The sequence below is a fragment of the Pantoea sp. K16 genome (assembly GCF_048452805.1).
GTDB classification, from domain to species: domain Bacteria; phylum Pseudomonadota; class Gammaproteobacteria; order Enterobacterales; family Enterobacteriaceae; genus Pantoea; species Pantoea agglomerans.
Window position 1 is genome coordinate 1 of the sequence record NZ_JBLWNV010000007.1, and the last position, 21,751, is coordinate 21,751.

20 protein-coding genes and 2 tRNA genes are annotated in these 21,751 nt (G+C 54.6%); 1 reads left to right on the forward strand and 21 read right to left on the reverse strand.

The window, feature by feature from the left end:
• Positions 1–125: 125 nt before the first annotated feature.
• From ACK13D_RS10695 to sdhC, 21 genes are all read right to left on the reverse strand, one after another.
• Positions 126–201, reverse strand: a tRNA-Lys gene (locus ACK13D_RS10695).
• Positions 202–247: 46 nt separating this feature from the next.
• Positions 248–323 (reverse strand) — tRNA-Lys (locus ACK13D_RS10700).
• A 164-nt stretch (positions 324–487) separates the two neighbouring features.
• Entirely contained in the window at positions 488–1,282 is a 795-nt protein-coding gene (cpoB, locus tag ACK13D_RS10705) for a cell division protein CpoB (RefSeq protein WP_010260773.1), read from the reverse strand.
• 9 nt (positions 1,283–1,291) lie between these two features.
• Positions 1,292–1,822, reverse strand: coding sequence for a peptidoglycan-associated lipoprotein Pal (gene pal, locus ACK13D_RS10710; protein ID WP_010260771.1), 531 nt, complete (start codon positions 1,820–1,822; stop codon positions 1,292–1,294).
• Positions 1,823–1,872: 50 nt separating this feature from the next.
• Positions 1,873–3,168 (reverse strand): Tol-Pal system beta propeller repeat protein TolB, encoded by a 1,296-nt coding sequence (gene tolB / locus ACK13D_RS10715; protein WP_010260769.1) that lies wholly within the window; start codon positions 3,166–3,168, stop codon positions 1,873–1,875.
• A gap of 115 nt (positions 3,169–3,283) precedes the next feature.
• Entirely contained in the window at positions 3,284–4,585 is a 1,302-nt protein-coding gene (gene tolA, locus ACK13D_RS10720; RefSeq protein ID WP_418796319.1) for a cell envelope integrity protein TolA, read from the reverse strand.
• 27 nt (positions 4,586–4,612) lie between these two features.
• Entirely contained in the window at positions 4,613–5,041 is a 429-nt protein-coding gene (gene tolR / locus ACK13D_RS10725; RefSeq protein WP_010260764.1) for a colicin uptake protein TolR, read from the reverse strand.
• 13 nt (positions 5,042–5,054) lie between these two features.
• Positions 5,055–5,741 carry a Tol-Pal system protein TolQ gene (gene tolQ, locus ACK13D_RS10730; protein ID WP_010260762.1) on the reverse strand — a complete coding sequence of 229 codons (687 nt, stop codon included), beginning with the start codon at positions 5,739–5,741 and terminating at the stop codon, positions 5,055–5,057.
• Entirely contained in the window at positions 5,738–6,142 is a 405-nt protein-coding gene (ybgC, locus tag ACK13D_RS10735) for a tol-pal system-associated acyl-CoA thioesterase (protein ID WP_010260759.1), read from the reverse strand. The genes tolQ and ybgC overlap by 4 nt, the downstream gene beginning before the upstream one ends.
• A 178-nt stretch (positions 6,143–6,320) precedes the next feature.
• Positions 6,321–6,614 (reverse strand): cyd operon protein YbgE, encoded by a 294-nt coding sequence (ybgE, locus tag ACK13D_RS10740; protein WP_022626040.1) that lies wholly within the window; start codon positions 6,612–6,614, stop codon positions 6,321–6,323.
• On the reverse strand, positions 6,614–6,718 hold the full coding sequence (cydX, locus tag ACK13D_RS10745; RefSeq protein ID WP_010260755.1) for a cytochrome bd-I oxidase subunit CydX: 105 nt from the start codon (positions 6,716–6,718) through the stop codon (positions 6,614–6,616). Before cydX ends, ybgE begins: the two co-directional genes overlap by 1 nt.
• Before the next feature lie 15 nt (positions 6,719–6,733).
• Positions 6,734–7,873, reverse strand: a complete 1,140-nt coding sequence (gene cydB / locus ACK13D_RS10750; RefSeq protein WP_010260752.1) for a cytochrome d ubiquinol oxidase subunit II — start codon at positions 7,871–7,873, stop codon at positions 6,734–6,736.
• An 11-nt stretch (positions 7,874–7,884) separates the two neighbouring features.
• Positions 7,885–9,456 carry a cytochrome ubiquinol oxidase subunit I gene (gene cydA / locus ACK13D_RS10755; RefSeq protein ID WP_010260749.1) on the reverse strand — a complete coding sequence of 524 codons (1,572 nt, stop codon included), beginning with the start codon at positions 9,454–9,456 and terminating at the stop codon, positions 7,885–7,887.
• A gap of 574 nt (positions 9,457–10,030) precedes the next feature.
• Positions 10,031–10,906 (reverse strand): succinate--CoA ligase subunit alpha, encoded by an 876-nt coding sequence (sucD, locus tag ACK13D_RS10760; protein ID WP_010260744.1) that lies wholly within the window; start codon positions 10,904–10,906, stop codon positions 10,031–10,033.
• The gene (sucC, locus tag ACK13D_RS10765; RefSeq protein ID WP_003853151.1) at positions 10,906–12,072 is read right to left on the reverse strand and encodes an ADP-forming succinate--CoA ligase subunit beta; all 1,167 of its coding nucleotides are present in this window, start codon (positions 12,070–12,072) and stop codon (positions 10,906–10,908) included. The genes sucD and sucC overlap by 1 nt, the downstream gene beginning before the upstream one ends.
• Positions 12,073–12,142: 70 nt before the next feature.
• A complete protein-coding gene (gene odhB, locus ACK13D_RS10770; RefSeq protein ID WP_010260740.1) occupies positions 12,143–13,366 on the reverse strand; it encodes a 2-oxoglutarate dehydrogenase complex dihydrolipoyllysine-residue succinyltransferase in 1,224 nt (407 codons plus the stop codon).
• 15 nt (positions 13,367–13,381) lie between these two features.
• Positions 13,382–16,189, reverse strand: coding sequence for a 2-oxoglutarate dehydrogenase E1 component (gene sucA, locus ACK13D_RS10775; RefSeq protein ID WP_010260738.1), 2,808 nt, complete (start codon positions 16,187–16,189; stop codon positions 13,382–13,384).
• Positions 16,190–16,389: 200 nt separating this feature from the next.
• Positions 16,390–17,106, reverse strand: a complete 717-nt coding sequence (locus tag ACK13D_RS10780) for a succinate dehydrogenase iron-sulfur subunit (RefSeq protein ID WP_010260736.1) — start codon at positions 17,104–17,106, stop codon at positions 16,390–16,392.
• A gap of 14 nt (positions 17,107–17,120) precedes the next feature.
• Positions 17,121–18,887 (reverse strand): succinate dehydrogenase flavoprotein subunit, encoded by a 1,767-nt coding sequence (gene sdhA / locus ACK13D_RS10785; protein WP_022626042.1) that lies wholly within the window; start codon positions 18,885–18,887, stop codon positions 17,121–17,123.
• On the reverse strand, positions 18,888–19,235 hold the full coding sequence (gene sdhD, locus ACK13D_RS10790; RefSeq protein WP_009091417.1) for a succinate dehydrogenase membrane anchor subunit: 348 nt from the start codon (positions 19,233–19,235) through the stop codon (positions 18,888–18,890).
• On the reverse strand, positions 19,229–19,618 hold the full coding sequence (gene sdhC, locus ACK13D_RS10795; RefSeq protein WP_029519433.1) for a succinate dehydrogenase cytochrome b556 subunit: 390 nt from the start codon (positions 19,616–19,618) through the stop codon (positions 19,229–19,231). The genes sdhD and sdhC overlap by 7 nt, the downstream gene beginning before the upstream one ends.
• A 633-nt stretch (positions 19,619–20,251) precedes the next feature.
• On the opposite strand from sdhC, the gene ACK13D_RS10800 reads away from it, so the two are divergent.
• Positions 20,252–21,535: a citrate synthase gene (locus ACK13D_RS10800; protein ID WP_010260725.1), complete on the forward strand. Its 1,284-nt coding sequence runs from the start codon at positions 20,252–20,254 to the stop codon at positions 21,533–21,535.
• Positions 21,536–21,751 lie beyond the last annotated feature (216 nt).

Genomic DNA, 21,751 nt, shown 5'->3' on the forward strand with positions numbered 1-21,751 from the left:
AACCTGCGACCAATTGATTAAAAGTCAACTGCTCTACCAACTGAGCTAACGACCCATCTTAGGTTGTGAAGCAATGCTGAAGTGTTCTTCTTAAAACTGCGCGGTAAAAGCGCGTCTGAGGAAGATGGTGGGTCGTGCAGGATTCGAACCTGCGACCAATTGATTAAAAGTCAACTGCTCTACCAACTGAGCTAACGACCCGCTGGGGGCTTACAACCGTTCAACACGCCAGGCGGCTGAGATAAGATGGTGGGTCGTGCAGGATTCGAACCTGCGACCAATTGATTAAAAGTCAACTGCTCTACCAACTGAGCTAACGACCCATCTTCAGGCTTACCAGACACTTTGCAATGTATCCCGGCAACGGCGGCATATATTACTGATTTAGCGGGGTAGCGCAACTCTTATTTCTGCTAAATGCTTCAGTTGCTTACCTTTCATACGGCAAGACCAGAAATCACACGATATCTGGCCTGAACCGTACAGATTACAGACTTGTCAGACGTTTTTGCGCCTGCTTAGCAGATTCGGTGTCTGGATAAAGTTTGATCACCTGCTGGAAGACCGCTTTAGCTTTCGCTGTGTCTTTTTTCTCCTGCATGATGACGCCCACTTTCAACAACGCTTCTGCAGCTTTTGGCGACTTCGGATAGTTTTTCACTACCGTGGCGTAATAGTAAGCGGCGTCGTCCTTTTTGCCTTTGTTATAGTTCAGCTGTCCCAGCCAGTAATTGGCGTTCGGCTGATAGGTCGAATCCGGGTAACGTTTTACCCACGCCTGGAGCGCGCTGATCGCCTGATCATACTGTTTCTTCTCCAGAATCAGCGCCACAGCCGCATTGTAATCGCTGTTAGCGTCACCGGTCTGCGCAGGTGCGCTATCCGTTGATGCTGCCGCGCCTGCGGTTGCTGCTGCGCCGGTATCCGCTGCGGCATTACTGCCCGCTGCCTGCTGACCGCCGCTGGTGCTGGCACTGCTCAGGCTGTCAATCTGCTGGTAAAGCTGCTTCTGCCGCTCAACCACCTGATTCAACTGATACGTGTTTTGCTGGATTTGCCCACGCAGCGCGTCGATATCACGCTGGTTATCGCTCATCTGCTGCTGCAATTGCTGCATCAGCTGTGCCTGGGCATTAGAAATTCGTTCAAGAGTGGTGACACGGTCTTCGACCGAGCCGGAGCCAACGCTACTGATTGACGCTTGGGCATTAGCGGCCCAGGGGGCCGCTACGCCAATCAGTAACGACAGACTCAACAGGTGATGTCTGAAGTTACTAACCATGTGATTCTCTTAGTAGACCAGAACGGCACGACGGTTTTTAGAATACGCTGCTTCGTCATGACCCAGAACAGCTGGCTTCTCTTTACCGTAAGATACGATAGACATCTGATCAGCCGACACGCCTTTGCCCTGCAGGTACATTTTAACCGCGTTAGCACGACGTTCGCCCAGGGCGATGTTGTATTCCGGCGTACCGCGCTCATCCGCATGACCTTCGATGGTCACTTTGTATGACGGGTTGCTGCGCAGGAAGGTTGCATGCTGATCCAGCATCTGTGCGTAATCAGACTGAACGTCATACTTGTCCAGGCCGAAGTACACGATGTTGTTCTGCTGCAGCTGCTGCATCTGCAGACGAGCCTGCTCGTCAGAAGACATGTTGCCGCCGTTGCCGTTCATGCCAGAATTTGCACCGTAAGCGCCGCCATCAGCGCCCATGCCAGTCTGGTCATTGTTGTTGTTCTTGTGTGAGCTACAAGCCGCTACTGCCAGAACCGGCAGAGCCAGCATCAAACCCTTCAGCACTTTGTTCAGTTGCATTTCAAAATCCCATTATTGTTTATTGTTTGTGATGTCTGAACTGTCAGACATTACAGATACGGCGACCAGGCAGGAAATTTTACCTGTCCATCAGTTGCCGGAAGACGCGCTTTGAAACGGCCGTCGGTAGAAACCAACTGCAACACGGAACCCATACCCTGAGTAGAGCTGTAGATTACCATTGTGCCATTGGGTGCCAGGCTCGGCGTTTCATCCAGGAACGTGTCCGTTAACGTTTGAACGGCTCCCGTTTCCAGATCCTGTTTGGCGACGTGTTGAGCACCACCGTTGGTGCTAATCATCACCATTGACTTACCATCTGTTGCGACATCCGCATCCTGGTTCTGACCGCCTTCCCAGGTAATACGTTGTGGCGCGCCACCGTTAAGTCCGACTTTGTAGATTTGTGGAGCACCAGCCTGATCGGAGGTGTAAGCCAGCGTCTGGCTGTCCGGGAACCAGGTCGGTTCGGTGCTGTTATAGCGACCATCGGTAATCTGACGCGTCTGACCTGAGGCCAGATCCATCACATAGAGGTTCAGGCTGCCGGTTTTAGAGAGTGCGAACGCTAGTTTAGAGCCATCCGGCGAGAACGCTGGGGCACCGTTGTGACGTGGATAGGAGGCGATCTGACGGATAGCACCGTTCGACAGCGTCTGTACCACCAGCGCAGATTTGCCGCTTTCAAAGGTCACGTAAGCAACTTTGCTGCCATCCGGAGACCAGGCTGGCGACATCAGCGGCTGTGGTGAACGATGCACGACAAACTGGTTGTAACCATCGTAGTCAGCAACGCGCAGCTCATACGGGAACTGGCCGCCGTTGGTCTGCACCACATAGGCGATACGGGTACGGAAAGCGCCCTTGATGCCGGTCAGCTTCAGGAACGTTTCGTCACTGGCCGTATGAGCGGCATAACGCAGCCACTGCTTCGTCACTTTATAACTGTTTTGAGCCAGCACGGTACCGGGAGCACCGCCGGTGTCGACCAGCTGGTACGAAACCTGATAGCTGCCATCCGGGTTAGACGCGACCTGACCGACGACCACGGCATCAATGCCGAGTGCACTCCACGCGGCAGGCTGAACTTCCTGCGCGCTGGCAGGCTGCTGTGGCAGACGCGAGCGATCCAGTGGATTAAATTTGCCACTGTTGCGCAGGTCAGCTGCAACGATGCCGCCGATATCTTCCGGCGCTGCGCCAGCACCGGCCCATTTAAACGGCACCACGCCAATCGGGCGCGCAGTGTTGACACCCTGGGTGATCTCAATTCGAACTTCTGCATGCAGCATGGCTGCCCACAGCAGGATAAAAAAGCCTAACGTAACGCGAAGAGCTTGCTTCATTTTATCTCCCTTATCTGAACCTCAGTCCACGATAATTGGCACTGTTCCTGGAAACCACGAGTACAACTTAAGTACGGCACGCTAAACATAGATCAACTTGCCGCCCGTTACTGCATTATTGCGGTTTAAAACGCATTGGGGCGTTTTTAAACACTTCGTAGACCGCCTGCGAAGGCGGCTTCGGAATACGTGCCTGTTTTGCGGCAGCAATCGCGGCCTGACAGAGCGCGGGATCGCCACCCTCTGACTTAACATCAATCAACAAGCCATCAGGCGCAAGTTTAATCCGCAAATCACAGGTTTTTCCGCGATACAGATCCGCATCATAGAATCGGCTCTGAATCGCACTCACAACCTGACCCATGTAGGAGTTGATTTCCGCGCCTGATGCACCCGCTTTCTTCTGGTTTCCCTGCCCTGCTGCGCCGCCAGAGGTGCCGCTTTTCGGTGCATTTTTACCGGAAGCGAGTCCACCCAGCAAATCATCGACATCGCTGTCGTTGGCAGCATCGGCGGCGGCTTTCGCTTTAGCATCCGCTTTGGCCTTAGCGGCAGCATCGGCTTTGGCTTTCGCCGCGGCATCGGCTTTCGCTTTCGCGGCAGCTTCCGCCTTCTCTTTGGCGGCCTCTTTAGCCGCTTCCGCTTTCTCTTTTGCTGCTTCTGCGGCTTTCTCTTTCGCCGCCTCTGCGGCTTTTTCTTTGGCTTCAGCAGCTTTTTGTTTAGCCTCTTCAGCGGCTTTGGCTTTGGCATCCGCCGCCGCTTTCACTTTGGCTTCAGCTGCGGCTTTCGCATCTGCTTCAGATTTCGCCTTCGCTTCCGCAACGGCTTTCTCTTTTGCTGCAGCGGCAGCAGCGGCTTTCGCCTGCTGATCAGCCTGCTTCTTTGCTTCGGCTGCGGCCTGTTTCGCCTGCTCAGCCGCAGCTTTTGCCTGCGCATCTGCCTGAGCTTTTGCATCCGCTTTGGCTTTGGCAGCCGCCGCTTCCGCCGTTTTTTGCTGCTCCTGCGCCTGCTTATCAGCGTCTTCGGCAGCTTTCTGCTGCTCAGCCTGCTGTTTCGCCTCTTCTTTCGCGGTTTCCTGCGCGGCTAAACGCTCTTTTTCCAGCGCTTTCAGACGCTGCTGTTCAGCAGCCTGTTTCTGTTGCAGCTCTTCAGCCTGCTGCTGCGCCTGCTTTTTACGCTGCTGCTCAGCCCGCTGGCTGTCACTTTGCTGGTTCTGCTGACGATTGTATTGACTCACGACGGCACCGGGATCGACCATCACTGCATCAATATCACTGCCTCCGCCACCCGCACTGCTGGCGTCAATGTGCTCATTAAACGAGCTCCAAATCAGCAGCGCGATCAGCACGATATGCAGAATCACCGAAATGATTATCGCGCGCTTTAACTTCTCGTTTTGCTCGGTTGCCTTCGACACACTCGGTTCCCAAAAAACGGTTCGATTTTAAATCGGCTGCGTCATCAAACCGACAGATTTAACACCCGCCTGGTGCAGCAGGTTGAGCGCTTTAATAATTTCATCGTAAGGCACCTCTTTCGCGCCCCCGATCAAAAAGACCGTCTTAGGATTCGCTTCCAGTCGACGCTGCGCTTCGCTGATTACCTGCTCTGGCGGAAGTTGATCCATACGATCGTGATCCACGACCAGGCTGTACTGACCCACGCCCGCCACTTCGACAATCACCGGCGGATTATCATCGCTGGCAACGGTTTTCGAATCGGTCGCATCAGGCAGATCCACTTCCACGCTCTGGGTAATAATGGGCGCCGTTGCCATGAAGATCAGCAACAGCACCAACAGGACGTCCAGTAGCGGAACGATGTTGATTTCCGACTTCAGGTCGCGGCGTTTGCGACCACGTACTCTGGCCATCATTAACCTCTATTTACTTAGCGCTATCGCTGGAGAAAGCCTGGCGATGCAGAATGGCAGTGAACTCTTCCATGAAGTTGTCGTAGCCCTGCTCCAGTTTGTTTACGCGCTGGTTCAGACGGTTGTACGCCATCACCGCCGGAATCGCGGCAAACAGACCGATAGCGGTCGCAATCAACGCTTCAGCGATACCCGGTGCAACCATCTGCAGGGTTGCCTGCTTCACGGCACCCAGTGCGATAAAGGCGTGCATGATCCCCCAGACGGTGCCGAACAGTCCGATATAAGGGCTGATAGAACCGACGGTGCCGAGGAATGGAATGTGGTTTTCCAGCGCTTCCAGCTCACGGTTCATTGAGATACGCATCGCACGGCTCGCACCATCAATGACCGCTTCCGGCGCATGGCTGTTGGCGCGATGCAGGCGGGCGAACTCTTTAAAGCCGGAATAGAAAATCTGCTCCGAACCACCCAGTTCTTCCCGGCGCTCCTGGCTCTCCTGATAGAGGCGCGAGAGTTCGATGCCGGACCAGAATTTGTCTTCAAACGCCTCCGCTTCTCTTCCCGCCGCATTCAGAATACGTGTGCGCTGAATAATGATGGCCCAGGAGGCAATAGAAAAGCCGATCAAAATCAACATGATAAGTTTGACCAGAAGGCTCGCCTTCAGGAACAAATCAAGAATGTTCATGTCAGTCACTGCTTGAACTCCGCGACAATAGACTTGGGAAGCGCAATCGGCTTCATTAGATGTGGGTTAATGCAGGCAATCAGGACTTCTGCCTCATTGAGCACTTTGCCTTCAGTATTCACGATACGCTGAGTGAACGTCATGGTAGCCCGTGTCATTGATGTGACCTCGCTCTGGATCTCCAGAAGGTCATCAAGACGCGCCGCCGCCAGATAGTCCACCGATATACGCCGTACCACAAAAGCGATCTGCTGTTCTAACAGCGTCTGCTGATTAAAATGGTGCTGTCGCAACATTTCAGTACGTGCTCGTTCATAAAAAGCGATATAGCTGGCGTGATAAACCACACCACCGGCATCAGTATCTTCGTAGTAGACCCGAACCGGCCAGCGAAACAGCGTTGTACTCACTCTACATCCCGGCCTCGTTTTAAACGTTGTTACTATACGCAAGAGAATTGGGGTTGGGAATGGCTCGTCAGAGCCAGGCGAAAATAATTATCGCTCCGTAACAAACGGAACGATTTCAGGGAGATTAATTGACCAGACGCTGACAAAAATTCACTGACAGCGCCGATGAGGCGGGGTCTTAAAGATAAAAACGGTAAAGCGCAATAAATAGCACCAGCATGGCGGGTAACGGGGCAAACAGCGCCTGCCATCGGGTTTGCTTTGGCCGGAAGCCCACACCGTGGATCACCCCACTGCAGACCGCCCAGATCAGCACCAGCCCCTGCAGAGCCGGTAACTGGCCTGCCTGATTGGCAAAGCGTGTTGGATCCCACATCACGCCGCCTGCGGTCAGCAGCGCCAGCAGCAGTGAAAGGGCCCGTAACGGGCCCTTATCCATCAGATCATACAGCATCCGAATTAGCGTTCGCATCAGTGAGGCTCATCCTGCGCTTCAATGTGCTCAATCGCCAGCGCGGTCACGATACCAAAGGCACAGGCCAGCAACGTGCCGAGAATCCAGGCAAAATACCACATGCGACGTCTCCTTAATTAATAGAGTGAGTGACTGTTGCTTTCAATATGCTCTTTGGTGATACGACCAAACATCTTCCAGTAGCACCAGGTGGTGTAGGCCAGAATGATCGGCACAAAGATAGCGGCGGCAACGGTCATGGTTTGCAGCGTCAGCAGGCTGGACGTTGCGTCCCACATGGTCAGGCTCACACCCGGCACCGTGCTGGATGGCATGATGAACGGGAACATTGCAATACCGGCTGTCATGATGACGCAGGCCAGCGTCAGTGAGGAGAACAGGAACGCCCAGGCGCCCTTCTCAACCCGCGAGCAGAGTATGGTCAGCAGCGGCAGCACAGCGCCCAGCAGCGGGAACAGCCACAGCACAGGGTGGTTCTGGAAGTTGACCATCCAGGCCCCCGCTTCGCGCACCACGGTTTTGCCCAGTGGGTTAGAGGCGGCGAAGTGATCCATAGTGCTGGTCACCACATAACCATCGATACCATATTTCACCCAGACGCCCGCCAGGATAAAGCAGACCATCATCACCAGGGCGGCAAGTTGTGCTGCGGTGCGTGAACGCAGATGCAGTTCGCCGGTAGTGCGCATCTGCAGATAGGTTGCACCCTGCGCCAGAATCATCGCCACACTGACCACACCCGCCAGCAGCCCAAACGGATTCAGCAGCTGGAAGAAGTTACCGGTATAGAACAGGCGCAGATACTCATCGGCATGGAACGGCACGCCCTGTAACAGGTTGCCAAACGCTACGCCGATCACCAGCGGCGGCACGAAGCTGCCAATGAAAATCCCCCAGTCCCAGGCACCGCGCCAGCGATTGTCTTCAATCTTCGAACGGTAATCGAAGCCAACCGGACGGAAGAACAGCGACGCGAGCACCAGAATCATCGCCACGTAGAAGCCAGAGAAGGCTGCCGCGTAAACCATCGGCCAGGCGGCAAACAGCGCGCCACCTGCGGTGATCAGCCAGACCTGGTTACCGTCCCAGTGTGGGGCGATACTGTTAATCATGATACGACGTTCAGTATCATTCCGGCCCAGAATGCGTGTCAGCATCCCGACACCCATATCAAAACCATCTGCGACGGCAAAGCCAATCAGCAGCACGCCAATCAACAGCCACCAGACAAAGCGCAGAACTTCATAATCAAACATGGTCGCTCTCCTTATCCCTGTACCGGCTGGGTGATTGCCGTGATCTGCTCATGATGATAACGCCCGGTTTTCAGGCTGCTCGGCCCAAGGCGGGCGAATTTGAACATCAGGTACATCTCAGCCACCAGGAACATTGTGTAGAGTCCGCAGATCAGGATCATTGAGAACAGCAGATCGCCAACGGTCAGGGAGGAGTTGGCCACCGCAGTCGGCAGCACTTCACCGATAGCCCAGGGCTGACGACCATACTCCGCCACAAACCAGCCTGATTCGATAGCGATCCACGGCAGCGGAATACCAAACAGCGCCGCTTTCAGTAACCAGCGATTTTTACCGATGCGGTTACGCAGTACGCTCCAGAACGCCAGCGCGATAATGCCCAGCAGCAGTACGCCACACAGCACCATGATGCGGAAGGCGAAATAGAGCGGAGCGACACGCGGGATAGAGTCCTGCGTCGCCTGTTTAATCTGCGCTTCGGTCGCATCAGCCACGTTGTCGGTATAACGCTTCAGCAGCAGACCGTAGCCGAGATCCTGTTTGTGACTGTTGAACGCGTCACGCACCGCCGGATCCTGGCTGCCACCGCGCAGCTCATTCAGCAGGGCATAGGCTTTCATGCCGTTGCGGATGCGCACTTCATGCTGTGCCATCAGATCTTTCAGGCCGGTTACCGGCGTATCGGTAGATCGGGTGGCGATCAGGCCCAGCAGCCAGGGGATCTGTACTGCGTATCGGTTCTCCTGAGTTGCCTGATCGGGCAGGCCAAACAGGGTAAACGAGGCCGGTGCCGGCTGGGTTTCCCACTCCGCTTCGATAGCGGCCAGTTTGGTTTTCTGCACGTCACCCATTTCGTAACCTGACTCATCGCCAAGAACGATGACTGACAGCACCGCCGCCATGCCAAAGCTGGCCGCGATAGCGAACGAGCGTTTAGCAAAGGCGAAGTCACGGCCTTTCAGCATGTACCAGGCGCTGATGCCCATAATAAACATTGCACCTGTGGTGTAACCGGCTGCCACGGTGTGCACGAATTTCACCTGCGCGACCGGGTTCAGCACCAGCTCTGAGAAGCTGACCATCTCCATGCGCATGGTTTCGAAGTTGAACTCAGAGGCGATCGGGTTCTGCATCCAGCCGTTAGCCACCAGAATCCACAGCGCCGACATGTTTGAGCCCAGCGCCACCAGCCAGGTGACGGCGAGGTGCTGCACTTTGCCCAGGCGATCCCAGCCAAAAAAGAACAGGCCAACAAAGGTGGATTCCAGGAAGAACGCCATCAGACCTTCGATGGCGAGCGGCGCGCCGAAGATATCGCCGACGTAGTGAGAGTAATATGACCAGTTAGTCCCGAACTGAAATTCCATGGTCAGGCCGGTGGCGACACCCAGCGCAAAGTTAATACCAAATAACTTGCCCCAGAACTTCGTCATATCTTTATAGATTTGTTTGCCGCTCAGGACATATACCGTTTCCATGATCGCCAGCAAAAACGCCATACCCAGCGTTAAAGGGACGAACAGAAAATGGTACATCGCCGTTAAGGCAAACTGTAACCGCGACAGCTCGACGATATCTAACATAAGGACTCCTTGCTCCTCGCTTTGTCTCCGTCACGCGCGCGATCAGATCGAACGCAATCAGAGTCAGCAACGACTGTTTATTGATTCCAGTTTTTTATTACCCGCAGAACAGGTCTGTGAGCTGCCCGAACAGGCGAGTAGCGAATGAAGCAGCTCAGAAAATTGTCAATCAGCGCTTTCGTTAACGCGTGCTTTAACAGGAGGAAAGCGGGTGTTATCCCGGGTTGAGCAGACGTTTGAAAATTTGTGTAAAAGGCTGGATTGATGCAGCGCAATTTACGCCCTTAGCGTTGCGCTTTGCCAGAGATATAGTTGGATATAAGTCGCGATTAATTGATCTGGATTAACGCAATAAATTTCCAGATAGGGTCAGGTAGGTTTCTTGTTAATGAGATGTCAGTAATGAAATAAAGCGCGAAGAAATAATTTACCTTTGACACTTTTTCTTAACGTGATGAGCCGCGGGCCAGCTATTTTACCGCGCACTCTTCTCTTTAGCTTCCTGCGTTATAGCTCTCATTTACAGGCATAAAAAAAGCCACCCGAAGGTGGCTTAGTCTCAGATGACGCTGACTTATTTAGCAGGTAATACGGCTTTAACTGCGTCACCGATATCCGCCAGGCTGCGGACAGTTTTCACGCCTGCCGCTTCCAGCGCAGCAAATTTCTCATCTGCTGTACCTTTACCACCGGCAATGATGGCGCCAGCATGGCCCATACGCTTGCCTTTCGGCGCGGTGACGCCAGCAATGTAGCCTACAACCGGCTTGGTCACGTGCTCTTTAATGAAGGCTGCAGCTTCTTCTTCTGCGCTACCGCCGATCTCACCGATCATCACGATAACTTCAGTCTGTGGATCATCCTGGAACATTTTCAGGATGTCGATGAAGTTAGAGCCTGGGATCGGGTCACCACCAATGCCAACGCAGGTTGACTGGCCGTAGCCGATATCCGTGGTCTGCTTAACCGCTTCATAGGTCAGGGTGCCTGAACGTGACACGATACCGACGCGGCCCGGCTGGTGAATGTGGCCCGGCATGATGCCGATTTTACATTCGCCTGGGGTGATAACCCCTGGGCAGTTTGGACCGATCATCCGCACGCCTGCTTCATCCAGCTTCACTTTCACGGTCAGCATATCCAGGGTCGGGATGCCTTCGGTGATGGTGATGATCAGTTTGATGCCCGCGTCGATCGCTTCCAGGATGCCATCTTTACAGAAAGGAGCCGGAACGTAGATCACAGTGGCGGTCGCGCCGGTTGCTTCTACCGCTTCGCGAACGGTGTTGAACACCGGCAGGCCGAGATGGGTCGTGCCACCTTTGCCTGGCGTCACGCCGCCAACCAGTTGGGTGCCGTATGCCAGCGCCTGCTCAGAATGGAAAGTCCCCTGGCCACCGGTGAAACCCTGGCAAATGACTTTGGTGTTTTTGTCGATCAGAATGGACATTATTTACCCTCCGCGGCAGCAACAACACGCTGTGCGGCGTCTGTCAGGCTGGTTGCTGCAATGATGTTCAGACCGCTGTCCGCCAGTTTCTGGGCGCCCAGCTCGGCGTTGTTACCTTCCAGACGTACCACAACTGGCACGTTCACACCCACTTCAGCGACTGCGCCGATGATGCCGTCGGCAATCAGGTCGCAGCGTACGATGCCGCCGAAGATGTTAACGAATACGGCTTTAACCGCATCGTCAGACAGGATGATTTTAAAGGCTTCGGTCACGCGCTCTTTGGTTGCGCCGCCGCCGACATCAAGGAAGTTGGCCGGTTGACCGCCGTGGTGTTTAACGATGTCCATGGTGCCCATCGCCAGACCTGCGCCGTTAACCATACAACCGATGTTGCCTTCCAGCGCAACATAGTTCAGTTCCCACTGTGTCGCATGGGCTTCACGCGGATCTTCCTGGCTTGGATCGCGCATTTCGCGCAGCTCTGGCTGACGGAACAGGGCATTGCCATCGGCACCCAGTTTGCCATCCAGGCAGATCAGGTCGCCCTGTTTGGTGATCACCAGCGGGTTGATCTCAACCATCGCCAGATCGCGCTCCAGGAACAGTGTCGCCAGGCCCATGAAGATCTTGGTGAACTGGCCAACCAGCTTGCCGGTCAGGCCAAGTTTGAACGCCAGCTCACGGCCCTGATAAGGCTGCGGGCCAGTCAGTGGATCCAGCGCCATTTTGTGGATCAGGTGCGGGGTCTCTTCCGCCACTTTTTCAATTTCCACGCCGCCTTCAGTGGAGGCCATGAAAATTACGCGACGTGTTGCGCGATCGACCACAGCGCCCAGATAGAGCTCCTGATCGATATCGGTCGCCGCTTCAACCAGAATCTGGTTTACCGGCTGGCCGTTTGCGTCTGTCTGATAGGTGACCAGGCGTTTGCCCAGCCAGTTTTCAGCAAATGCGCGAATCTCTTCTTTGCTGTTAACCACTTTCACACCGCCCGCTTTACCGCGGCCACCGGCATGAACCTGACATTTAACTACCCACGGGCCTGCGCCAATTTTAGAGGCTGCTTCTTCCGCTTCACGTGGTGTAGTACAGGCGTAACCCGTTGGTGCCGGCATGCCATACCGTGCAAACAGTTGTTTCGCCTGGTATTCGTGTAAGTTCATGATGTTCTATCCATTCAGGTCTGAAAAGAGTAATGAGGTTGGGCGCGCGGCAAGGCGCGCCCGGTGAAAATCAGACATCCAGCAGCAGGCGCGCCGGATCTTCCAGCATCTCTTTCACTGCAACCAGATAACCAACTGATTCACGGCCATCGATCAGACGGTGGTCGTAGGAGAGCGCCAGATACATCATCGGCAGCACCACAACCTGACCATTGACCGCCATCGGGCGATCTTTGATGGCGTGCATGCCCAGGATGGCGCTCTGCGGTGGGTTGATGATCGGGGTGGACATCAGTGAACCAAAGACGCCGCCGTTGGTAATGGTAAAGTTACCGCCGGTCAGATCCTCAACTGTCAGCTTGCCGTCACGGCCTTTCACTGCCAGCTCTTTGATTTTCTTCTCGATGTCCGCCATGCTCAGCGCATCCACGTCACGCAGGACGGGTGTAACCAGACCACGTGGCGTAGAGACCGCAATGCTGACGTCGAAGTAGTTGTGGTAAACCACATCTTCACCATCGATAGAAGCATTCACTTCCGGATAGCGTTTCAGCGCTTCAACAACCGCTTTGATGTAGAAGGACATAAAGCCCAGACGTACACCGTGACGCTTCTCGAAGGCCTCACCATACTGCTTACGCAGATCCATGATGGGCTTCATGTTGATTTCGTTGAAGGTGGTCAGCATCGCGGTGCTGTTCTTCGCTTCCAGCAGACGCTCGGCAACACGCTTACGCAGACGGGTCATCGGCACGCGTTTTTCGCTGCGGTTAGCCACTGGCTGCTGCGCGGCGGCCGCATCAGCAGCTGGCGCAGCGGCTTTGGCAGCCTGCGGTTTGTTGGCCAGATGTTTTTCAACATCTTCACGGGTCAGACGACCGCCGACACCGCTGCCTTTGATCTGCGAGGCATCAAGATTGTGCTCTGCAATCAGACGGCGGATAGCCGGGCTGAGCGCATCGTTGCTCTCTTCTTCCAGTGACGCAGTCTGACGCTGAGCCGGGGTAGACTCTTTGCTTTCAGACTTCGCGCTGCTCTCTTTACCGGCGCTGTTGCCCTCTTTCAGACGACCCAGGATCTGGCGGGAAGTGACGGTGGCGCCCTCTTCTTCCAGAACGGCTTCCAGGATACCGTCCGCAGAGGCTGGCACTTCCAGTACAACTTTGTCAGTTTCGATTTCGACCAGCACTTCATCGCGAGTGACTGCATCGCCTGGTTTTTTATGCCAGGTTGCCACAGAGGCATCGGCAACCGATTCAGGCAGGTCGGGAACGAGAATATCTACGCTACTCATTATCTTTCCTTTTAATTAATTAACGTTCAGCGCGTCATTAACCAGGTCTTGCTGCTGTTGTTGGTGTACGGACATGTAACCCACGGCCGGTGAGGCGGATGCCGGGCGGCCTGCATAACGTAAGGTGGCACCAAACGGCACAACTTCACGGAAATGATGCTGACTGCAATACCAGGCGCCCTGATTCAGTGGCTCTTCCTGACACCAGACAAAATCCTGCACGTGAGCATACGCTTTTAATGCTTCCTGTACCGCGTGATGCGGGAACGGATAGAGCTGCTCGATGCGCACGATAGCCACATCGGTCTGCTCATTTTTACGACGCTGCTCCAGCAGGTCGTAATAGACTTTACCGGAGCACAGCACGACGCGTTTCACGCCCTGCGGATCCAGATCATCGACTTCGCCAATCGCAGGCTGGAAGCTGCCATTAGCCAGTTCATCCAGCGTGGAGATAGCCAGCGGATGACGCAGCAGTGATTTCGGCGACATCACAATCAGCGGACGGCGCATACCGCGCAGCGCCTGACGACGCAGCATATGGTAAACCTGCGCAGGGGTAGACGGCACGCAGACCTGCATGTTCTGCTCAGCACAGAGTTGCAGATAACGTTCCAGGCGCGCAGAGGAGTGCTCTGGCCCCTGACCTTCATAACCGTGCGGCAGCAGCATCACCAGGCCACACATCCGGCCCCATTTCTGCTCACCGGAGCTGATGAACTGGTCGATAACAACCTGTGCGCCGTTGGCGAAGTCACCAAACTGCGCTTCCCAGATGGTCAGGATGCGCGGCTCTGCGGTAGCATAACCATATTCAAAGGCCAGTACCGCCTCTTCTGACAGCACGGAGTCCCACACCTTGAACTGACCCTGTCCGCTGTGCACGTGGTGCAGAGGGGTATAGGTTGAGCCGTTCGCCTGGTTATGGACTACCGCGTGACGATGGAAGAAGGTTCCGCGACCGGTATCTTCACCCGACAGACGCACCGGAATGCCTTCATCAACCAGCGTGGCATATGCCAGGTTTTCCGCGCCGCCCCAGTCAAAGGCTTTCTCGCCTTCAGCCATCAGACGACGGTCGTTGTAAATCTTGGCAACACGCGACTGCACTTCCACCTCTTCAGGCACCTGGCTGATACGCAGCGCCAGTTCCTTCAGACGTTTCATGTCGACCTGAGCCGGGTAAGGTTCATCCCACTCATGATTCAGGTAAGGTGACCAGGTAAAGGAGTGCAGGCTCATTGGACGCCATTCCGGCACCACACACTCACCCGCATCCAGCGCATCACGGTAGAGATTGACCATTTCGGTCGCATCTTCCTGCGTGGCAATGGCTTCACCTTCCAGACGGTCGGCATAGATTTTACGCGGCGTCGGGTGTTTTTTGATTTTCTGGTACATCAGCGGCTGGGTCGCACTTGGCTCATCCGCCTCGTTGTGACCATGACGGCGATAGCAGACGAGATCGATAAACACATCACGCTTAAAGGTGTTGCGATAGTCGAGCGCCAGACGGGTCACAAACGCGACCGCTTCCGGATCGTCAGCATTGACGTGGAAAATCGGTGCCAGCACCATTTTGCCGATATCGGTGCAGTAAGGGGTCGAACGCGCATCTTTCGGGTTGGAGGTGGTGAAGCCAACCTGGTTGTTGATGACGATGCGAACGGTACCGCCCACTTCATAACCGCGCGCCTGTGACATGTTCAGAGTTTCCTGAACCACGCCCTGGCCAATCACGGCCGCATCACCATGAATGGTGATCGGTAAGACTTTATTGCTGGCTGGCTCATCCAGACGATCCAGACGGGCACGTACTGAACCCATGACTACCGGGCTGACGATCTCCAGGTGCGACGGGTTAAACGCCAGCGCCAGGTGAACCAGACCGCCTTCGGTTTCCACGTCAGACGAGAAGCCCATGTGGTACTTCACGTCACCGGTGCCCAGATGCTCTTTGTGCTTACCGGCGAACTCGTCGAACAGATCCTGTGGCTTTTTACCCAGCACGTTGATCAGCACGTTGAGACGACCACGGTGCGCCATACCCAGTACGACTTCACGGGTTCCGCTCTTACCGGCATGACGGATCATTTCGCGCAGCATCGGAACCAGTGCATCGCCGCCTTCCAGCGAGAAGCGTTTGGCACCCGGGAATTTCGCTCCGAGATATTTTTCCAGCCCTTCGGCCGCGGTCAGCTCTTTCAGGAAACCTTTTTTCTCTTCATTGCTGAAGGCTGCACGGCCCGCAACGGACTCAAGACGCTGCTGAATCCAGCGTTTCTCATCAGTGTTGTTGATGTGCATATATTCTGCACCGATCGAGCCGCAGTAAGTCTGAGTCAGCGCCTCGAACAGTTCGGCCAGCTTCATGGTCTCTTTGCCAATGGCAAAAGAGCCGACGTTAAAGCTTTCCTGAAAATCGGCCTCGGTCAGATCGTGAAAAGCGGGATCGAGATCGGCTACCCGGTCCTGTTTCCACAGACCAAGCGGGTCAAGATTGGCGTGCTGATGACCGCGGAAACGAAACGCGTTAATCAGCTGCAGCACTTTTACTTGCTTGGAGTTGGTTTCAGGATCGGAGACAGATGAGGTGTAACGAGATGCGTCTTTCGCCAGGCGACGGAAGTACTCACGTGTGGTGGAGTGAAACTGCTCAGGTTTCATTCCGGTGCCCGGTAACTGCTGGAACATCGAGCGCCACACTGCATCGACAGAGTCAGGATCGGTCAGGAAATCCTCATAGAGCTGCTCTATGTAAGACTGATTCGCGCCGGCCAGCCAGGAAGAGTCCAGCCAGGGCTTCATCGCGCTGTTCTGCATTGTGATCCCTTAAGCATTGCTATGCTTTTTTGAGGTTTCATTTGTTGCCGCTTTCGCGGTTTGCCGTAGTGAGTTCAGCGATACGAGCACTTTGCGCAGCGCGCGTGGCCCGTAAGGGAACCTTTGTAAACGTGGTAATCACCGCGCTTACAGAGGCTTCCGTAAAACACCGGGAACCTGAGGTTCCCGGCAGAAACTGCTTATGCGCCGCGCTGCAGCAGCATCGACTTGATATGGCCGATGGCGCGCGTCGGGTTCAGCCCTTTCGGACATACGCTCACACAGTTCATGATGCTATGGCAGCGGAATACGCTGAAAGCATCATTCAGATTGTCGAGACGCGCCTCGGTTTCGGTGTCGCGGCTGTCAATCAGGAAGCGGTACGCGGCCAGCAGGCCAGCAGGACCGATGAACTTCTCAGGATTCCACCAGAATGATGGGCATGAGGTTGAGCAGCAGGCACAGAGTATACATTCGTACAGGCCATCCAGGTGTTCACGCTCATCCGGCGACTGCAGATGTTCACGAGCTGGCGGATTTTCCCCATTATTCAACAGGAAAGGCTTAATTTTCTCATACTGTGCATAAAACTGGCTCATGTCTACAACCAGGTCACGCACCACCGGTAAACCTGGCAGCGGACGGATAACAATTTTCTGTTTGCCGTTGCCCAGCGCCGAGACGGGCGTAATGCAGGCCAGTCCGTTTTTACCGTTCATGTTCAGGCCATCGGAACCGCAGACGCCTTCACGACAGGAGCGACGAAACGCCAGGGTCGGATCTTTCTCTTTCAGGCGAATCAGTGCGTCCAGCAGCATCATGTCGCGACCATCTTCCGCTTCCAGGGTGTAATCCTGCATGCGCGGTTTGTCATCGACGTCCGGATTGTAGCGATAAATTGAAAACTCGAGTCTCATGATCGTCTCCGAAATTAGTAGGTACGCACTTTCGGCGGGAAGGCCGCGCGCAGTTTCGGCTGCATGTTCACCTCACGGCGCGTCATGCTTTCGGTTTCCGGGACATAAAGACTGTGGCACAGCCAGTTTTCATCATCACGATCCGGGAAGTCGAAGCGACTGTGCGCACCGCGGCTTTCGGTGCGATAGTTAGCCGCTACCGCCGTGGCAAAGGCCGTCTCCATCAGGTTATCCAGCTCCAGGCACTCAATACGCTGGGTGTTGAAATCCGGTGAGCGGTCATCCAGACGCGCTGACTTCAGGCGCTGGCGAATCTCTTTCAGCTCTTCCAGACCCTGTGCCATCGCTTCGCCTTCACGGAATACCGAGAAGTTATTCTGCATGCAGCGTTGCAGCGCTTTACGAATCTCAACCGGATCTTCACCCGTGGTGTTGTTTTCCCAGCGGTTGAAACGCGCCATCGCCCCGGCGATCTCATCTTCTGTGGCATCACGCAGGTCGCCCTGCTCCTGAATACTCGCCAGCAGATGCAGACCCGCTGCACGGCCAAAGACCACCAGGTCGAGCAGTGAGTTACCGCCCAGACGGTTGGCACCATGCACCGATACGCAGGCGATTTCACCGACGGCGAACAGGCCAGGAATCACTACATCTTCGCCCTGCTCATTGACGCGCAGGGCCTGGCCGGTCACTTTGGTCGGAATACCGCCCATCATGTAGTGGCAGGTCGGAATGACCGGAATCGGCTCTTTAATCGGATCGGCGTGCGCAAAGGTGCGTGACAGCTCAAGGATGCCAGGCAGACGTGACTCAAGCACCTCTTTACCCAGATGATCCAGTTTCAGTTTGAGATGTGGACCCCACGGGCCATCACAGCCGCGACCTTCACGGATTTCAATCATCATTGAGCGCGCAACCACGTCGCGGCCCGCCAGATCTTTGGCGTTCGGCGCATAACGCTCCATGAAGCGTTCGCCATGTTTGTTCAGCAGATAGCCGCCTTCACCACGGCAGCCCTCGGTGACCAGCACGCCCGCACCGGCGATACCGGTTGGGTGGAACTGCCACATCTCCATATCCTGCACCGGTACGCCCGCACGCAGTGCCATACCTACGCCGTCACCGGTGTTGATGTGTGCATTGGTGGTGGACTGGTAGATACGGCCCGCGCCGCCGGTGGCCAGAATGGTCGCTTTCGCTTTGAAATAAACGGTTTCGCCGGTTTCGATGCAGATAGCGGTACAACCCACGACTGCGCCATCGGCGTTTTTCACCAGATCCAGTGCATACCACTCAGAGAAGATAGTGGTTTTGTTTTTCAGGTTCTGCTGATAAAGAGTGTGCAGCAATGCGTGACCGGTACGGTCAGCCGCAGCCGCCGTACGCGCCGCCTGCTCGCCACCGAAATTCTTTGACTGGCCACCAAACGGACGCTGGTAGACTCGACCATCTTCCAGACGCGAGAAAGGCAGACCCATGTGTTCCAGTTCCAGAATCGCTTCCGGTCCGGTTTTACACATATATTCAATCGCGTCCTGGTCACCGATGTAGTCGGAACCTTTGACGGTGTCGTACATGTGCCATTCCCAGTTATCTTCATGGGTATTACCCAGCGCAACGGTAATACCGCCCTGCGCAGATACGGTGTGGGAACGGGTCGGGAAAACTTTAGATAACAGGGCACAGCTCTGGCCGCCCTGGGAGATTTGCAGTGCGGCTCGCATTCCTGCGCCACCTGCGCCGATTACCACGGCATCGAACTCTCTGATTGGCAAACTCATTTACACACCCCACACCACAACAAATCCATAAATCGCATACCACAACAGCGCCACGACAATCACAAACTGCAACAACAAGCGGGTTGGCAGTGATTTAACGTAGTCTGTTAACACCTGCCACATGCCAATCCAGCCGTGGATCAGAATGGAGAACAGCGTCAGCAGCGTGAACACTTTGGTGAATGCGGAAGCGAAGAAGCCACGCCACAGGTCATAAGTCAGCGTGTCTGTCATCACCACGAAACCGAGGATATAGACGATGTAGAGCGTTATGAGAATTGCAGTTGCCCGCAGCAGCAGCCAGTCCTGAATGCCGTTGCGACCCAATGCGGATGCATTGCTTACCATACGAGGACTCCCGCCAGAATTGCCAGCACGACAGTGATCACAAAAGTCATATGAGCGGAACGCTTACCAACCTGCAGCGTTTCGGCCAGATAACCAAAATCCATCAACATATGACGAATCCCGCTCACCGCGTGATAGGCCAGCGCCGTTAAGATGCCCCACATAATGAACTTCGCGAAGAAGCCATCCATGATGGACGCAGCGTGCTGGAAACCTTCAGGAGAGGAGAGAGAGAGACCGAGCAGCCACAGCAGGATGCCAATGGCAACCAATGTGATTACGCCGGAGACGCGGTGAAGAATGGACGATATTGCAGTAACGGGAAACCGGATCGTCGAGAGATCCAAGTTGACAGGTCTTTGTTTTTTCACGGTTTTGCCCACACAGCTCTTTTTTATTTTGCTTCCTCCGGACCTGAGGCGGAGTCTAATCACAACGCGTGGCAGACTTTAACCGTCACCAAAAAAGCAACATCCAGTGTTAATTGACGCGGTAGTAAACGCTGGGTGGCTCCTGGTGTCAGGGTGTTCCGGAGACCTGCCTGGAGTATAGGAGGATCACATTCTGATTACAATTCCCCTACAAACTCTTTGGTATATTTTAGGTGGAACAGTGATCCTACTCACGATTTTCACAATTGATACAATTTTAATTATCTGATTTGACAATAGTTCAACAATTCAGTTACAAACTAAGCCTGTAAATTCCTATGATGCGCAAAAGTTATGGGGATACACTTTCCCCTAAGCGCAAGTTATGTAACATTGCGATAATGAGCATTAAAAAGCATCAGGTTATTGGTTACCAAGAAGTTATGTCCTGACCGGATCTTTAACAACCGCGATATGCAGCATGTCCATGGCTCACCGGTTCCCGCTGGGAACGCGCCGCTCACTCTGTACCCTGCACCCGTTTTATCCCCGCAGAGTGATACTGTGTAGTTTTGCCAACCGCAACATGAACGCGTTTCAGGTGTCTAAAGATCCTTACCTACATAAGGCGCTATGGAGACGAAAATGACAGATAAAAAAGTAACGCTAACCCTGCAAGATGGAACATCTATTGAACTGGACGTGCTGAAAGGTACGCTGGGCCAGGATGTCGTTGATGTCCGCACTCTGGGTTCAAGTGGCCTGTTCACCTTCGATCCCGGTTTTACGTCTACCGCGTCCTGCGAATCTGCAATCACCTTTATCGATGGGGATGAAGGTATCCTGCTGCACCGTGGTTTCCCTATTTCTGAGCTGGCGACCCACTCTAACTATCTGGAAGTCTGCTACATCCTGCTGAACGGCGAAGCACCAAATCAGAAACAGTTTGATGAGTTCCGTACCACGGTTACCCGCCACACCATGATTCATGAGCAGATTACCCGCCTGTTCCACGGCTTCCGTCGCGATTCGCATCCGATGGCGGTAATGTGCGGTGTTACTGGTGCACTGGCTGCGTTTTACCACGATTCTCTGGATGTAAACATTGAGCGCCACCGCGAAATCGCAGCATTCCGTCTGCTTTCTAAAATGCCGACCATGGCAGCGATGTGTTACAAATATTCTATCGGCCAGCCGTTTGTCTATCCGCGCAACGATCTCTCCTATGCGGGTAACTTCCTGCACATGATGTTTGCCACGCCGTGCGAAGAGTACAAAGTGAATCCGGTGCTGGAACGCGCCATGGACCGCATCCTGATCCTGCATGCTGACCATGAGCAGAACGCCTCAACCTCTACCGTTCGTACCGCCGGTTCAAGCGGCGCGAATCCGTTTGCCTGTATCGCCGCCGGGATCGCCTCCCTGTGGGGACCGGCGCACGGTGGTGCCAACGAAGCGACCCTGCGTATGCTGGAAGAGATCAGCACCGTTGAGCATATTCCGGAATTTGTTAAACGCGCTAAAGACAAAAATGACTCCTTCCGTCTGATGGGCTTTGGTCACCGCGTTTACAAAAACTACGATCCACGCGCGACCGTGATGCGCGATACCTGCCATGAAGTCCTGAATGAGCTGGGTATGAAGGATGACCTGCTGGAAGTGGCGATGGAGCTGGAACACATTGCGCTGAACGACCCGTACTTCATCGAGCGTAAACTCTATCCAAACGTGGACTTCTACTCCGGTATCATTCTGAAAGCGATGGGTATTCCATCCTCCATGTTTACGGTGATCTTCGCGATGGCCCGTACCGTTGGCTGGATTGCACACTGGAAAGAGATGCACGACGAAGGCATGAAGATTGCCCGTCCGCGTCAGCTCTACACCGGTTATACCGAGCGCGAATTCAGCTCACAGTTGAAAAAGTAAGGTTCAGTGGATAGCGGAGAGGGATTTCCGCCTGATGTTGCTTTAAAGCCGGGGGCGGTTGGCTGTGATACCGCGCCTGCGCAGAGAACACGGTCAGATCGGAAAGTCGCTTAAACCATCCATGGCCGCTCGGCCCGCGCCGTCCCTGGCGCGGGACGCTTTCCTCCTCTGACCGTATTCCCTGCGCGTCAGACTTCTTCGTAGCGGCTGGAGTCA